The organism is Pseudomonas frederiksbergensis (assembly GCF_035751725.1).
Lineage (GTDB): Bacteria > Pseudomonadota > Gammaproteobacteria > Pseudomonadales > Pseudomonadaceae > Aquipseudomonas > Aquipseudomonas frederiksbergensis_A.
Genome location: NZ_CP142104.1, coordinates 4,520,762 through 4,535,474, shown reverse-complemented (window position 1 = coordinate 4,535,474; position 14,713 = coordinate 4,520,762). Strand labels below are relative to the sequence as shown.

Genomic DNA, 14,713 nt, shown 5'->3' with positions numbered 1-14,713 from the left:
GATTCCTAGAGATGATGGGTCTTTGATACGACCCTTTGCGGTGGCCTATCCTACTGATGGCTCCGACGGACCACCACTCGGAATCGGTATTTTCGAAAAATGTTGTGGTTATTACTACATTTTTCCTTGAGTGATGCCTTGAAAAAAGGTATTTGTAGCTTAACTTGATAAAAGAACAAACATCATGCATTCGATTACGGTTGAACCGTGCACTTTTGCCTTGTTCGGCGCGCTGGGCGACCTGGCGCTTCGCAAGCTGTTTCCAGCCCTTTATCAGCTCGATGGCGCCGGCCTGTTGCACGAAGACACGCGAATCCTGGCGCTGGCCCGCGAACCGGGCAGCGAACAGCAGCATTTGGCGTTCATCAGCACCGAGCTGCGGCGCTATGTGGGCGATAAAGACCTCGACGAAACCGTGATCGAACGCTTCCTGGCGCGGCTGACTTACCTGCACGTCGATTTCCTCAAGGCGGACGATTACGTCGCGCTTGCCGAGCAGGTCGGCTTGACCCAGCAACAAGTCATCGCCTACTTCGCCACTCCGGCGGCGGTCTATGGCGCGATCTGCGAGAACCTGGCGAAAGTCGGCCTCAGCGAAAACACCCGTGTCGTGCTGGAAAAACCCATCGGCTCGGACCTCGAGTCGTCGCGCAAGGTCAACGACGCCGTGGCGCAGTTCTTTCCCGAGAACCGCACTTACCGCATCGACCATTACCTGGGCAAGGAAACGGTACAGAACCTGATCGCGCTGCGGTTCGCCAACAGCCTGTTCGAAACCCAGTGGAACCAGAACTACATCTCCCACGTGGAAATCACCGTGGCCGAGAAGGTCGGGATCGAAGGGCGTTGGGGCTATTTCGACAAGGCTGGCCAACTGCGTGACATGATCCAGAATCACCTGCTGCAGCTGTTGTGCCTGATCGCCATGGACCCGCCGGCCGACCTGTCCGCCGACAGCATCCGTGACGAGAAGGTCAAGGTGCTCAAGGCCTTGGCGCCGATCAGCCCGGAAGGCCTGACTACCCAGGTGGTGCGCGGCCAGTACATCGCCGGCCACAGCGAAGGCAAGGCGGTGCCGGGATACCTGGAAGAGCCGAATTCCAATACCCAGAGCGACACCGAGACGTTCGTTGCCTTGCGCGCCGATATCCGCAACTGGCGCTGGGCGGGTGTTCCGTTCTACCTGCGCACCGGCAAGCGCATGCCGCAGAAGCTGTCGCAGATCGTGATCCACTTCAAGGAACCGTCCCACTACATCTTCGCTCCCGAGCAGCGCCTGCAGATCAGCAACAAGCTGATCATCCGCCTGCAACCGGACGAAGGGATTTCCTTGCGGGTGATGACCAAGGAGCAAGGCCTGGACAAGGGCATGCAATTACGCAGCGGTCCGCTGCAACTCAACTTCTCCGACACCTACCGTAGCGCACGGATTCCCGATGCCTACGAACGGTTGTTGCTGGAAGTCATGAACGGCAATCAGAACCTGTTTGTTCGTAAAGATGAAATCGAAGCCGCGTGGACGTGGTGTGACCAGTTGATCGCCGGCTGGAAGAAGTCCGGTGATGCGCCCAAGCCTTATGCCGCTGGGTCATGGGGGCCGATGAGCTCCATTGCACTGATCACGCGGGATGGGAGGTCATGGTATGGCGATATCTGAATTGAATCTGCCCCAGGGTGTCACTGCCCTGGAGTTCAAGAGCCCGGTGCTGCTGGCGCAAAGCCTGGCCCTGAGCGTGGCGCAGCAACTGCGCGCCGCGATCGAGGCCAAAGGCGCGGCGACCCTTGTGGTGTCCGGCGGTCGCAGCCCGGTGGCATTTTTCCAGCACTTGGCCAAGGAGGCGCTGGACTGGTCGAAAGTGGTGGTGAGCCTGGCCGATGAACGCTGGGTGCCGGTTGAACATGCCGACAGCAATGCCGGCCTGCTCAAGCGTTATCTGCTCCAGGGGGCCGCGGCCAAGGCGCAGTTCCTGAGTCTCTACAGCGCCAGCGCCAACCTGGAAGCCGCCGCCGAACAGGCGGATCGCCGGCTCGCCGAGCTGCCGCCGATTGACGTGCTGATACTGGGCATGGGCGATGACGGCCATACCGCTTCGCTGTTTCCCGGCAGCCCGAACCTGGCTGAGGCCCTGGATCAAAATGGCGTCCGCCGTTGCTGGCCGATGCTCGCGCCGACGGTACCGCATCAACGCCTGACGATGAGCCGTGCCTTGCTGGCTTCGGCCACGCACAAAGTCCTGTCGATTTCCGGTCAATCGAAATTGACCACCCTGAACGCTGCAGTGGCCGGTGACAACGTCGCCGAGATGCCGATCCGCGCGTTTCTGCAACCTACGTTAGAGATTTACTGGTGCCCATGAACCAAGGATCAGCCGCTATGAAAAACCCATCCTCGACCGTTTCCATGGCGGACAAAGTGACGCTGATCGACAGCCTCTGCGCCAAGGCGCGGATTCTGCCGGTGATTACCATTGCGCGTGAACAAGACATCCTGCCGTTGGCCGATGCCTTGGCCGCTGGTGGCCTGACGGCACTGGAAGTGACCTTGCGCTCGCAATACGGCCTCAAGGCCATTCAGGTACTGCGCGAGCAGCGCCCGGAACTGGTGACGGGCGCTGGCACGGTGCTCGATCGTCACATGCTGGCCGCCGCCGAGGCAGCCGGTTCGCAGTTCATCGTGACGCCGGGTATCACCCGGGACTTGCTGGAGGCCAGCGTCCAGAGCCCGATCCCGTTGTTGCCGGGCATCAGCAATGCCTCGGGCATCATGGAAGGCTATGGCCTGGGCTATCGCCGCTTCAAGTTGTTCCCGGCGGAAGTCAGCGGTGGCGTCGCTGCCATCAAGGCGTTGGGCGGGCCATTCGGCGAAGTGAAATTCTGCCCGACCGGCGGCGTGAGCCCGGCCAATATCAAGAGCTACATGGCGTTGAAAAACGTGATGTGCGTGGGCGGCAGTTGGATGCTAGATCCGGAGTGGATCAAGAACGGCGACTGGGCCCGTATCCAGGAATGCACCGCCGAGGCACTGGCGCTGCTGGACTGATTGTCTTACCGAACTTCGTTGTGTGTTCTACGGCTTTACGGTGCGCTTGGTCGGCGCACCGTTTTTTTTTGCCTGTATTTTTGCAGCGAGCACGCTGGCTCTGTGGCGAGGGGATAAATCCCCTCGCTACAACTAGATTCGGCTCAGGTCGGTCAGCGCTCGGGTCAACCTCTCGATATCACGGCCCAAGGTAATCAACCCCGGCGTAATGCGAATGCAAAGGCCGACGCTGGTCTTGCGCACCACGGTAAAAATCCCATGCTCCTCGAGCAACCGATCAGCCATCGCTTGCTGGTCAGGCTGGTGGGCAAAACGCATTGAAGTGATGCCGCAATAGAGGCGCCGGTCGTCCGGCGTCATGACCTCAATGCCCGGCACGTCACGAACGGCGCTTACCCACAAGTCCCGCAGATGACATAGCCGTGCGCCTTTGGCCGATGCTCCGCCCAGGGCACGGTGCTCTTCGAATACCAGGGGCAGCGTCAGCAACGCCGGGATGTTGGGCGTACTGTGAGGCGTGCGCGAGCGTATGTCGGTGGGCGGGTAGTGGCTCTCGTCCATGTCCGGGTCGATGTCGGCCAGCCGGTGTGGCGCGATATAGAGGAAGCCCAGCGCCAAGGGGCCGCCAAGCCATTTCTGCAGGTTGAACCCGGCAAACTCAATGCCGAGTTTCTTGAGATTGAAATCGATCTGGCCCAAGGCGTGGGCACCGTCGAGAATGATATCGACCCCGAATTCCCGTGCCGTCTCGGCGATCGCCTGGACCGGCATCACCAGGCCGGTCAGATGGTTCACATAAGTCAGCGCCATCAGCTTCAGGCGCGGATAACGAATGAAGGCTTCTCGGTAAGTGCCCACCAGTGCGTCAAAACTGGCAGGGTGCGGATGGACCAGCTCGACAACCTCGGCGCCGCGCTGGCGGGCCAGCCAGCGCATCGCGCTCTTGACCGACTCGTATTCCACATCGCTGATCAATACCTGGTCGCCAGGCTTGAGCTTGTTGTAATTGCGAATCAGCGTCTGCAGGGCGTCAACCGCATTGTTGGCCAGTGTCACGGTGGACGCTGGGGCGTGGATCAGTTGCGCCACTTCTCGGCGTATCGCTTCGCCATGCTCCTGGTCGAATTGTTGGCGCACATAAAACGAATTGCCGCGGTTCACCAGCTCGATATTGCGTTGATATTCCTCCACCACCGTACGCGACATCCGGCCGAAGTAACCGTTTTCGAGATTAAGTGGCCCATCGGCGTCGACATCGTAGCGACCGACAAAGGTTTCCCAGAAGGTTTCATCGTGGGCGCGCAGCGTATTTTCGGGCATGGCGGGGCTCAATCAGTCAAAGGCAGCATCAGTAGCCAGGTTTGGGCAAGCCATGTTTGGCTCGCAGCGGGTCCAGCAGGTCCGACAGACCGTTGTGGTCGATTTCCTGCATCAACGCCAGCAAGCCGCCCAATTCCCCGTGGGGAAAACCCTCCCGTGCGAACCAATTCAGATACTGGCCCGGCAGGTCGGCAAGGATTCGGCCCTTGTACTTGCCAAAGGGCATCTGGCGGGTGACCAGCAGTTCCAGCTTTTCCGGATTCATAGGCGAATGTCTTGTTGAAAACCATCGGCAAAATACAGGCATTCTGCATGCAGGCCAAATGACAGATCATGCAAATAAAGCGGATACAGAAATTGCGTTATTTTATAAATAGTTGATTTATAAGAATTTTATGTTGGTTCGGTGGCTGGCATGGCCGATGCAATATTCCTTGCAGGTTTTTATTCACCAAGCAAAGGAACTGAAAAATGACTGACATCAACAAAGAATCCATCTCTGTCTTGAATGACCTGATCGAGACCAGCAAGGATGGCCAGGAAGGATTCAAGACCTGCGCTGAAGACATCAAGCACCCTGAACTCAAGGCTCTGTTCGTCAAGCGTTCCGCCGACTGCGCCACTGCTGCGGCCGAGCTGCAAGCCGCCGTACGTTCCCTGGGCGGCGATCCGGAAACCTCTACCAGCGTTGCCGGTGACCTGCACCGCCGTTGGGTCGACGTAAAATCGATGTTCACCGGCAAGGACGAAGAAGCGGTGCTGAACGAGGCCGAGCGCGGCGAAGACCACGCGCTGAAGGCTTACCGGGAAGCGATGGAGAAGATCAACAAGCACAACCTGGAGGGCATTCGCGACCTGGTGGAGCGTCAGTACCACGGTGTGCAACGCAACCATGACCAGGTCAAGGCCCTGCGCAACCAGGCGCGCGCCAGCTAACACTTGCGTGTGACGAAAAACGCCAGCTTGCCTGGCGTTTTTTTATGGAAGCGATCCGGGCCGAGGAACGCTTTCTATCAGCACAAATCCGCAAGAGAGTTTGTCAGATCTCTCAACAATCAACGCTGGACGTCAATAGATAGCTACCTAATAATTGCATCGCATTTTCCACGATCTATCGTTACGTCATCCCAAGAAGAGTTTTGCGCGTGCCCATCACCTTTCAGGCTCTGTTCGCCCCTGATCGCCTCGCTGTGCAGTTCGCCATCAAGACCGTGCTCGGTGGTGGCCTGGCGTTGTGGCTGGCGTTGCGCTGGGGATTGGAGCAGCCGTCATGGGCGCTGATGACGGCGTTCATCGTGGCCCAGCCGTTGTCCGGCATGGTGGTACAGAAAGGCTTGGCACGCTTGGTCGGGACGGCGGTGGGAACGATCATGTCGGTGGTGTTCATGGGCTTGTTCGCCCAGGCGCCCTGGTTGTTCTTGCTGGCGCTGGCGTTGTGGCTGGGCGTGTGCACGGCTTGTTCGACGTTGTTGCGCAGCGCCTGGTCGTATTCGTTCGTGCTGGCGGGCTACACCGTGGCGATCATTGCCCTGCCGGCCATTTCCCATCCGCTTGGGGTATTCGATCAGGCCGTGGCGCGCTGTACCGAGATCAGCCTGGGCATTACTTGCGCCACCTTGACCAGTGCCTTGCTCTGGCCGTTGCGGGTTGAACGGCAACTGGCGGATCAGGCCCGCGCCGCCTGGCAGAGCGGCATGCAGGCAGCCCGTGCCACCTTGGCAGGCGATGCCCAGGCACGCAAAGGCTTGCTCGAAATTCTCGGCAAGATCGTCGCGGTAGACGCCCAGCGCGAACATGCCTGGTTCGAAGGCCGATTGGGACGCCAGCGCGCCCGGTCCATCAGCGGCTTGAGCCAGAAACTGTTGATGCTGCTGCGCCTTTCCCGCTCCGTACGCCGGCAATGGAAACAGCTCGAGCCCCAGGATGCCGAAGCGCTGCAGCCGTGGATGGACGAGGTACAGCAAGCCCTCGACGCTGACAGCGCGACACTGCACGCACTGCGACCGCGGGTCTGGGACGCCTCTCACGACCCCCGGTTAAGCTCGGCGCAAAGTTATTGCCTGGCACGTTTCGCCTTGTTGCTCGACACCGCCCTGGCGGCTTGCGATGCGCTGTCGGCGGTGCAAGAGGGCAGGGCGGCGGCCGATCCCCCACGCACCCTGGCGCCGCATCGGGACCTGTCCCTGGCGATGGTGTTCGGCGCCCGCAGCGCCCTGGCGTTCCTGGCGGTCGCGTGTTTCTGGCTGGCGACTGCCTGGCCGGCTGCTTCGGGTGCTTTGCTGCTGACTTGCGTGGTGTGCAGCCTGTTCGCCAGCCGTGAAAACGGTGCGCAGATCGGCATGAGTTTCTTGCGAGGGATTCTCCTGGCGGTTCCGACCGCGTTTGTGATCGGTGAAATCATGCTGCCGCAATGGAGCAGCTTCGCAATGCTCGGCATGGCCATGGGCGTGCCTTTGTTCCTCGGGGCGCTGTGCATGGCCAAGCCGCCGCTCTACGCGACCGCCACCTCGTTCTGTCTGCATTTCGTGGTGCTGGTCTCGCCGCTCAACGCCATGAAGTACGACGTTGCGACTTTTTTCAATAACGCCCAGGCCATGATGATCGGTGTTGGCGCAGCGGTGTTGGCATTCAATCTGTTGATTCTGCGCAACCCGGCCTGGCACAGCCGCCGGTTGCTGGCGGCAACGCTGGATGACCTGGTGCGCTTGACCCATCGCAGTCTGCGCGGCGCCGAGAGCTGGTTCGGCGGGCGCATGGCCGATCGTTTGCTGCAACTGGCGCGTCACTATCCCGAGCTGCCGGTGCCGTCGCGCAGTCGCTGGGACGATGGTTTGCTGGGCCTGGACATCGGCGACGAATTGCTCCATCTGCGCTTGAGCCTGGCGGTCGCCCAGGTTCCGGAAAATCCAGCCCAGCGCCATTATTTCGAAACGTTGGAACAGGTGCTGGAGCGCGGCCCGGCCGGCGACCAGGGCGACGCATTGGCCCAGGCGAGCGACGAGTACTTACGGGTGCTTTCGCAACAGCCGGCGAGCGACGCGCTGAAGCTGGCCCAAGGCGCCTTGGTGCAATTGCAAAACAGCTGGCGCGCCTGGTGCCGCCAGCACGAATCTACAGAAGGGAAACATAGCCATGGGCTTGCGTGAGTGGTCGATCGGCGGGGTGTTGCTCAGTCCGTTCCTGATTTATGTCGTGCTTGCCTTGTTGGTGACCGGGGGCCTGCGCCTGTTGCTCAGCCTGGTGCCGGCCGGGCGCTGGATCTGGCACGAAGCGTTGTTCGACTGCGCCCTGTATGTCTGCGTCCTGACTGTCATTACCCGGGTCCTCGGACCGTTATAAGGAGTTGAACATGCGTACTTCCGTACGTGTCGCCGTCACGCTGAGCGTGGTGGCCGTGGCGATCTTCGCCGGCCTGCATTTGTGGCAGTACTACATGCTCACACCCTGGACCCGGGATGCACGCATCCGCGCCGATGTGGTGGTCATCGCCCCTGACGTTTCTGGTTGGGTGCGTGAACTCAAGGCCGTGGACAACCAGCCAGTCAAGGCGGGGGATCTCTTGCTGAGTATCGATCGCGAGCGTTTCGAGGCCGCATTGGAGAAAGCTCGGGCGGTGGTCCAGACGCGCCAGCAGCAATTGAGCCTGCGCGAACACGAAGCCAGCCGCCGGGCGGCCCTGGGGCCCCAGGCCATCAGTGCGGAATTGCGTGAAAACGCCCAGATCAATGCGGGCATTGCCCGAGGCGAACTGCGCGAGGCCCAGGCCGAGGCCAAGGTTGCGGAGCTGAACCTGGCCCGCAGCCAGGTCCTGGCCCCACGTAGCGGTCACATCACCAACCTGCGCCTGGCCCAAGGCAACTACGTGAACGCCGGCCAACCGGTCATGGCATTGATCGATGATTCAACGTTCTACGTGCAGGCCTACTTCGAAGAAACCAAATTGCCGAGGATTCGCGTCGGCGATCCGGTCAAGGTCTGGTTGATGAGCGCCGGCCATGCCCTGCAAGGCCATGTGGAAAGCATCAGCCGAGGCATCACCGACCGCAACACCAATCCCGATGCGCAACTGCTGGCGGAAGTCGAGCCGACCTTCAACTGGGTGCGCCTGGCCCAGCGGATCCCGGTGCGGATCAAGCTGGACAAGGTGCCGGAGGGCGTGAGCCTGAGTGCCGGGATGACGGCGAGCGTGCAGGTCCTCGACACTGCGCGATAACTTGTGGCGCGGGGATAAATCCCCTCGCCACACATCACTTACTTTGGATCGCAATCAACCGACAGTAATTGCCGGCAACTCCGGCAACGTCACAGTCTGCTGCTTGCGTGGTGCGAGGATTTCCGCTTCGCCGTCCACCACCAGTTCATCGCGCTGATTGAATACGCGGGTCGCAATGCGTACGCGGAATTTTGGCAGTTTCTCCAGGATCTCCAGGCGTACGGTCAGGGTATCGCCAATCTTCACGGGTTTCTGGAAGCTCATCTGCTGGCCGATGTAGATAGTGCCCGGCCCAGGCAACTCGCACGCCACTGCCGCGCTGATCAGTGCGCCGCTGAACATGCCATGGGCAATACGCTCCTTGAACATGCTGGCGGCGGCGAACTCGGCGTCCAGGTGCACCGGGTTGTGATCGCCGGACATGGCGGCGAACAGCTGGATGTCGCGCTCTTCGACGGTCTTGCTGTAGCTGGCGGTCTGGCCGACTTCGAGGGCTTCGTAAGGGATGTTGGTAACCTGGGTCATGTCTGGATCCTGTGACGTGTAGAGAAAAACGCTGCAAACCTACTCGCTGCGTGGCGGCCGCCGATGGCTCAGGGCCTGGGCAATCCAGGCCAGCACGTCGGCGGTCACTTCATCGCGGTTGGTTTCGTTGAACAGTTCGTGCCGGGCCTGCGGATAGATCTTTAACTGCAAATGCTGGTTGCCGCCGTCGCGCAGGGCATCGGCCAGATCTTTCAGACGCTTGCCTTCGCTCACCGGATCACATTCGCCGCCGATCACCAGCAACGGCAGGCCTGGATCGATCTGCGCGAGAGTGGACGCTTTGCTGATCTGCTGCAACCCGCCGAGCAGGTCGACCCACAGTTGATTGGTGCAACGAAAGCCGCATAGCGGGTCCTGGACGTACTTGTCCACTTCCGCGGGGTCGCGGCTGAGCCAGTCGAAGGGCGTGCGCACGGGTTTGAATTTTTTGTTGAAACTGCCGAAGGACAGCCACTCGATCAGCGCGCTGCGCCCTGTGGGTCCCTGGCGTCGTCGCTCGAAACGGGCGATCAGTCGCGCCGCGCCGTAAAGCGCCACGGGCTGGAAATTCGAGCCGCTGAGGATGGCCCCGTGCAGGCTGGCGCTGTGGTGTAACAAATATCCCTGGGCGATATAACTGCCCATGCTGTGGCCCAGTAGCAGGATTGGTATTTCTGGATGTTGCTGGCCGATGTGGTGGTTCAGGCTCGCCAGGTCGCCGACAACCTTGGTCCAACCGTCGTGGTCGGCGAAGTGACCGAGGATCGCTGCTTCGCCGGTCTTGCCATGCCCACGCAGGTCCGGCGCGTAGATGCCATAGCCCTCATCGCACAGTGCCTGGGCCAGGCGCCCATAGCGGCCGCTGTGTTCGGCCATGCCGTGGGCCAGCATGATCACCGCCCGCGGGGCGGTTTCGGGTAGCCACTGATTGACGAACAAGCGGCTATGATCGGTCGCGGTCAGCCAGAACGTTTGGTGGATCATGGCGGTTCCTTTGCACAAAGTCAGACGCAGCGTCGCTGCATTGTATAGCGCATCCGTTGCGTCTCGCCTGAACAGGCCAAGGCAATTCAGGAAGATTCACACAATCTATGACGCAAGTTGCCATATTTGCCTGATTGGCCATAGCTGCTAGTGTCCCATGAGCTCCGCCTGTGCAAGCGATACGCAAGCGGTCCCCGGATATGTTCAGGTAAAGAGGACAAAAACAATGCAGCCTGATTTCTGGAATGACAAACGCCCGGCCGGCGTGCCCTCGGACATCGACCTGAGTGCCTACAAGTCGGTTGTCGAGGTGTTCGAGCGTTCCTGCAAGAAATTCGCCGACCGTCCGGCCTACAGCAACATGGGCGTGACGCTCACCTATGCCGAGCTGGAGCGCTACAGCGCGGCCTTTGCCGGCTATCTGCAAGCCCATACCGACCTGGCGCCGGGCGATCGTATCGCCGTGCAGATGCCCAACGTCCTGCAGTACCCGATCGCGGTCTTCGGCGCCCTGCGCGCCGGGCTGGTGGTGGTCAATACCAACCCGCTTTATACCCCCCGGGAAATGCGTCATCAGTTCAAGGACTCCGGTGCCCGGGCGCTGGTGTACATGAACCTGTTCGGGCAGAAAGTCCAGGAAGTGCTGCCCGACACCGACCTGCAATACCTGATCGAAGCGAAGATGGGCGACCTGATGCCCACCGCCAAGGGCTGGCTGGTCAATACGGTGGTGAGCAAGGTCAAGAAGATGGTCCCGGACTATTCACTGCCCCAGGCCATTTCCTTCAAGAGTGCCTTGCGGCTGGGACGAGGCCAGGGCATCAAGCCGCTGAGCGTCGGCCTCGACGACATTGCCGTGCTGCAATACACCGGTGGCACCACCGGCTTGGCCAAAGGTGCCATGCTGACCCATCGCAACCTGGTGGCCAACATGCAGCAGGCCCGCGCCTGCCTGGGGCAGATCGGCGACGACGGCCAGCCGTTGTTGCGCGAGGGCCAGGAAGTGATGATCGCACCGCTGCCGCTGTATCACATCTATGCCTTCACGGCGAACTGCATGTGCATGATGGTCACCGGCAACCACAACGTGCTGATCACCAATCCCAGGGACATCGGCGGTTTTATCAAGGAGCTGAAGAACTGGCGGTTTTCGCTGCTGCTGGGGCTGAACACGCTGTTCGTCGCGCTGATGGACCATCCTGATTTCAAGACGCTGGATTTCTCCAACCTCAAGGTCACCAACTCAGGCGGCACCGCACTGGTCAAGGCCACCGCGGAGCGTTGGAAGCAGATGACCGGTTGCGGTATTACCGAGGGCTACGGGTTGACCGAAACCTCGCCAGTGGCCAGCGCCAATCCTTACGGTGGCAAGTCGCGCCTGGGCACGGTGGGGCTGCCGGTACCGGGTACGCTGATGAAAGTCATCAGCGACGACGGCGTCGAGCTACCTTTGGGCGAGCGCGGCGAGCTGTGCATCAAGGGGCCGCAGATCATGAAGGGCTACTGGAACAAGCCCGAAGCGACCGCCGAAGTGCTCGACAGCGAGGGCTGGTTCAAGTCCGGTGATGTCGCGGTGATCGATCCCGATGGGTTCGTGCGCATTGTCGACCGCAAGAAGGACATGATCATCGTCTCGGGTTTCAACGTGTATCCAAACGAAATCGAGGACGTGGTGATGGCCCATCCGAAAGTCGCCAGTTGCGCGGTAATCGGCGTGCCGGACGAGCGTTCGGGGGAGGCGGTGAAACTGTTCGTCGTGGCCCGTGAGTCGGGGGTCAGCCTTGAAGAGCTCAAGGCGTACTGCAAGGAGAACTTTGCCGGCTACAAGGTTCCCAAGCACATCGTGTTGCGGGAATCGCTGCCGATGACCCCAGTGGGCAAGATCCTGCGCCGGGAACTGCGCGATATCGCCTGACGATAAACAGCCTGTCCAGTACTAGATCCTGTGGGAGCGAGCCTGCTCGCGAAGCGGTATGACAGCGCCAGAGAAATGGACTGGCACGCCGCTTTCGCAAGCAGGCTCGCTCTCACAATATTCAGGTATCCAGCGAAATCATACGGGGCTTAGAATTTTTACTCTAAAAATGACCATTGAATATTCTTGAGTCAAGTTTATGACTGTAGGGGCCGTTTTTGGCTCTAGGCGACCCTTGGCAAAGCTGCTACTCTCGGCGCGCTTTTGTGACTTCTCGGCCTTTATCCAAGCCAGATTCACCAATAGACACACACCAATAATAATCGCATCAAATGCGGTGAGAATTCGCGTTGCTGAGGAGTGGGGCTTCCATGATTGAAAACTTTTGGAAGGATAAATACCCAGCTGGGATTGCTGCCGACATCAATCCAGATGAGTATCCGAATATTCAGGCGGTGCTGAAGCAATCCTGCCAACGCTTCGCCGACAAGCCGGCATTCAGCAACCTCGGCAAGACCATCACCTATGGTGAACTCTACGAGTTGTCCGGTGCCTTCGCCGCGTACCTGCAACAGCATACCGATTTGCAGCCGGGCGATCGAATCGCCGTGCAGCTGCCCAACGTCCTCCAATACCCAGTCGCTGTGTTTGGTGCCATCCGCGCCGGCCTGATCGTGGTCAATACCAACCCGCTCTACACCGCGCGGGAAATGGAGCACCAATTCAACGACTCCGGCGCCAAGGCGCTGGTGTGCCTGGCAAACATGGCGCACCTGGCCGAAAGCGTGGTGCCCAAGACTGGCGTCAAGCACGTCATCGTCACCGAAGTGGCCGATTTGCTGCCGCCGCTCAAGCGCCTGTTGATCAACAGCGTCATCAAGTACGTCAAGAAGATGGTCCCGGCTTATCATTTGCCCAAGGCCATCAAGTTCAACGACGTGCTGAGCAAAGGCCACGGCCAGCCCGTGAACGAAGCCAGCCCGACCAGTGATGACGTGGCGGTGCTGCAATATACCGGCGGCACCACTGGCGTGGCCAAGGGCGCGATGCTGACCCACCGCAACCTGGTGGCGAACATGCTGCAGTGCAAGGCGCTGATGGGTTCCAATCTCAATGAAGGCTGCGAAGTACTGATCACGCCGCTGCCGCTGTACCACATCTATGCCTTCACCTTTCATTGCATGGCGATGATGCTGATCGGCAACCACAACATCCTGATCAGCAACCCGCGCGATTTGTCGGCGATGGTCAAGGAACTGTCGAAGTGGAAATTCAGCGGCTTCGTCGGCCTCAATACTTTGTTCGTGGCGCTGTGCAACAACGAAGCCTTCCGCAAACTGGATTTCTCGGCGCTGAAGGTCACCCTGTCTGGCGGCATGGCTCTGCAATTGGCAGCGGCGGAGCGTTGGAAAGCGGTCACCGGTTGCCCGATCTGCGAAGGCTACGGCATGACCGAAACCAGCCCGGTGGCCACCGTGAATCCGATCCAGAACATCCAGATTGGCACCATTGGCATCCCGGTTCCGTCGACGTTGTGCAAGGTCATCAACGACGCGGGCGAAGAACTGCCTTTGGGTGAAATTGGCGAATTGTGCGTGAAAGGCCCGCAAGTGATGAAGGGCTACTGGCAGCGCCAGGATGCCACCGACGAGATCCTCGACAGCGAAGGCTGGCTCAAGACCGGGGACATCGCGCTGATCCAGCCGGATGGCTACATGCGCATCGTCGATCGCAAGAAAGACATGATCCTGATCTCCGGCTTCAACGTTTACCCCAACGAGCTGGAAGACGTGTTGGCGGCCCTGCCGGGCGTGCTGCAATGCGCGGCCATCGGCGTACCGGATGAGAAATCCGGCGAGGCGATCAAGATCTTCATCGTCGTGCGTCCGGGCGTCACGCTGACCAAGGAACAGGTGATGGAACACATGCGCGCCAATGTCACCGGCTACAAAGTGCCCAAGTCGGTAGAGTTCCGCGATGCACTGCCGACCACCAACGTCGGTAAGATCCTGCGGCGCGAGTTACGTGATGAAGAGCTGAGGAAGTTGGGACTGAAGAAGTAAGACAGCCGCCAATAAAAAGCCCCGCGATGCGGGGCTTTTTATTATGGAGCGGAGCGCTACAACCGGAACTGCGCGAAATCCAGGTTGGTGCCACCCGGCCGCATGTCCTGCAGGTAGGAATCCTTGTCGGCACTGAGTTCCAGGCTCAGGGCGGCCTTGCGTTTGCCCTGGTTGCGCACTTCCAGGCCTTCCATTTTTTCTCGCAGGAATACGGTTGGCACCTTCAGGTGCAACAACTCGTCGGTGGCCGGTGTGTGCAACAGCAGATGAATCCATTCGTACTGCCCGATGGCCAGGCGAGCCACCGGAATGTCGAACCAGAAGATGTTGCGGTTGCGGTTCAGTTCGCTGAAATGGCAGTTGTTGACACCCAGGACGGCGCCGCCCAGTTGCTGGTTCCTGCGGGCGATGGCCTGCTTTTTGTCGAGTTTCATAACGTTCCTACGGGATTGGAGCTTCGGGCCAGGCCGGAATAGAGAGGCATTCTCGACGGTTGCCGGGCAAACATAAAGCCCCGCCTGTGCGAACGATGAAACTTGCCTCGTGAATCGCCGGTCAATTCTGCGTCGGCGGGAAAAACGCTGACAGTGTTCCAAAGTCGCCAAACCGGCTACTTTGATGTAGAAAACGGCCCTTGAGTCGCCACGGACTCC

Annotated in this window: 14 protein-coding genes; 9 read left to right on the top strand and 5 right to left on the bottom strand. The window is 59.9% G+C overall.

The window, feature by feature from the left end:
- The first annotated feature begins 184 nt into the window (after positions 1-184).
- The 3 genes from zwf to VQ575_RS20175 are packed head-to-tail and all read left to right on the top strand — an operon-like array spanning position 185 to position 3,040.
- Positions 185-1,657, top strand: coding sequence for a glucose-6-phosphate dehydrogenase (zwf, locus tag VQ575_RS20185; RefSeq protein WP_039593785.1), 1,473 nt, complete (start codon positions 185-187; stop codon positions 1,655-1,657).
- A complete protein-coding gene (gene pgl / locus VQ575_RS20180; RefSeq protein WP_325918291.1) occupies positions 1,644-2,357 on the top strand; it encodes a 6-phosphogluconolactonase in 714 nt (237 codons plus the stop codon). Before zwf ends, pgl begins: the two co-directional genes overlap by 14 nt.
- Positions 2,358-2,374: 17 nt before the next feature.
- Entirely contained in the window at positions 2,375-3,040 is a 666-nt protein-coding gene (locus tag VQ575_RS20175; RefSeq protein WP_039593787.1) for a bifunctional 4-hydroxy-2-oxoglutarate aldolase/2-dehydro-3-deoxy-phosphogluconate aldolase, read from the top strand.
- A 132-nt stretch (positions 3,041-3,172) separates the two neighbouring features.
- On the opposite strand, the gene VQ575_RS20170 is transcribed toward VQ575_RS20175, so the two are convergent.
- Both VQ575_RS20170 and VQ575_RS20165 read right to left on the bottom strand, forming a co-directional pair.
- Positions 3,173-4,360: an aminotransferase class V-fold PLP-dependent enzyme gene (locus VQ575_RS20170; RefSeq protein WP_198725101.1), complete on the bottom strand. Its 1,188-nt coding sequence runs from the start codon at positions 4,358-4,360 to the stop codon at positions 3,173-3,175.
- A 28-nt stretch (positions 4,361-4,388) separates the two neighbouring features.
- The gene (locus VQ575_RS20165; RefSeq protein ID WP_039593789.1) at positions 4,389-4,625 is read right to left on the bottom strand and encodes a DUF3820 family protein; all 237 of its coding nucleotides are present in this window, start codon (positions 4,623-4,625) and stop codon (positions 4,389-4,391) included.
- Positions 4,626-4,831: 206 nt separating this feature from the next.
- Here VQ575_RS20165 and VQ575_RS20160 point away from each other — a divergent pair, with 206 nt between their 5' ends.
- The 4 genes from VQ575_RS20160 (at position 4,832) to VQ575_RS20145 (ending at position 8,573) form a co-directional block, all read left to right on the top strand.
- Positions 4,832-5,296, top strand: a complete 465-nt coding sequence (locus tag VQ575_RS20160) for a PA2169 family four-helix-bundle protein (RefSeq protein ID WP_039593790.1) — start codon at positions 4,832-4,834, stop codon at positions 5,294-5,296.
- Between the two features lie 209 nt (positions 5,297-5,505).
- Positions 5,506-7,506, top strand: coding sequence for an FUSC family protein (locus VQ575_RS20155; RefSeq protein ID WP_325918289.1), 2,001 nt, complete (start codon positions 5,506-5,508; stop codon positions 7,504-7,506).
- Complete coding sequence (locus VQ575_RS20150) at positions 7,493-7,699, top strand: DUF1656 domain-containing protein (protein WP_039593791.1); 207 nt, start codon at positions 7,493-7,495, stop codon at positions 7,697-7,699. Before VQ575_RS20155 ends, VQ575_RS20150 begins: the two co-directional genes overlap by 14 nt.
- Before the next feature lie 10 nt (positions 7,700-7,709).
- A complete protein-coding gene (locus VQ575_RS20145; protein WP_039593792.1) occupies positions 7,710-8,573 on the top strand; it encodes an efflux RND transporter periplasmic adaptor subunit in 864 nt (287 codons plus the stop codon).
- A 54-nt stretch (positions 8,574-8,627) separates the two neighbouring features.
- Here VQ575_RS20145 and VQ575_RS20140 read toward each other — a convergent pair whose 3' ends face one another.
- Together VQ575_RS20140 and VQ575_RS20135 are read right to left on the bottom strand one after the other, a co-directional pair.
- Positions 8,628-9,098 (bottom strand): MaoC family dehydratase, encoded by a 471-nt coding sequence (locus tag VQ575_RS20140; RefSeq protein ID WP_030139345.1) that lies wholly within the window; start codon positions 9,096-9,098, stop codon positions 8,628-8,630.
- A gap of 39 nt (positions 9,099-9,137) precedes the next feature.
- Entirely contained in the window at positions 9,138-10,082 is a 945-nt protein-coding gene (locus VQ575_RS20135; protein ID WP_325918287.1) for an alpha/beta hydrolase, read from the bottom strand.
- 226 nt (positions 10,083-10,308) lie between these two features.
- Here VQ575_RS20135 and fadD2 point away from each other — a divergent pair, with 226 nt between their 5' ends.
- Positions 10,309-11,997: a long-chain-fatty-acid--CoA ligase FadD2 gene (gene fadD2, locus VQ575_RS20130; protein WP_039593794.1), complete on the top strand. Its 1,689-nt coding sequence runs from the start codon at positions 10,309-10,311 to the stop codon at positions 11,995-11,997.
- 371 nt (positions 11,998-12,368) lie between these two features.
- Positions 12,369-14,060 (top strand): long-chain-fatty-acid--CoA ligase FadD1, encoded by a 1,692-nt coding sequence (fadD1, locus tag VQ575_RS20125; RefSeq protein ID WP_045155269.1) that lies wholly within the window; start codon positions 12,369-12,371, stop codon positions 14,058-14,060.
- A 56-nt stretch (positions 14,061-14,116) separates the two neighbouring features.
- On the opposite strand, the gene VQ575_RS20120 is transcribed toward fadD1, so the two are convergent.
- Positions 14,117-14,494 (bottom strand): hypothetical protein, encoded by a 378-nt coding sequence (locus tag VQ575_RS20120; protein WP_039593796.1) that lies wholly within the window; start codon positions 14,492-14,494, stop codon positions 14,117-14,119.
- Between the last annotated feature and the right edge of the window lie 219 nt (positions 14,495-14,713).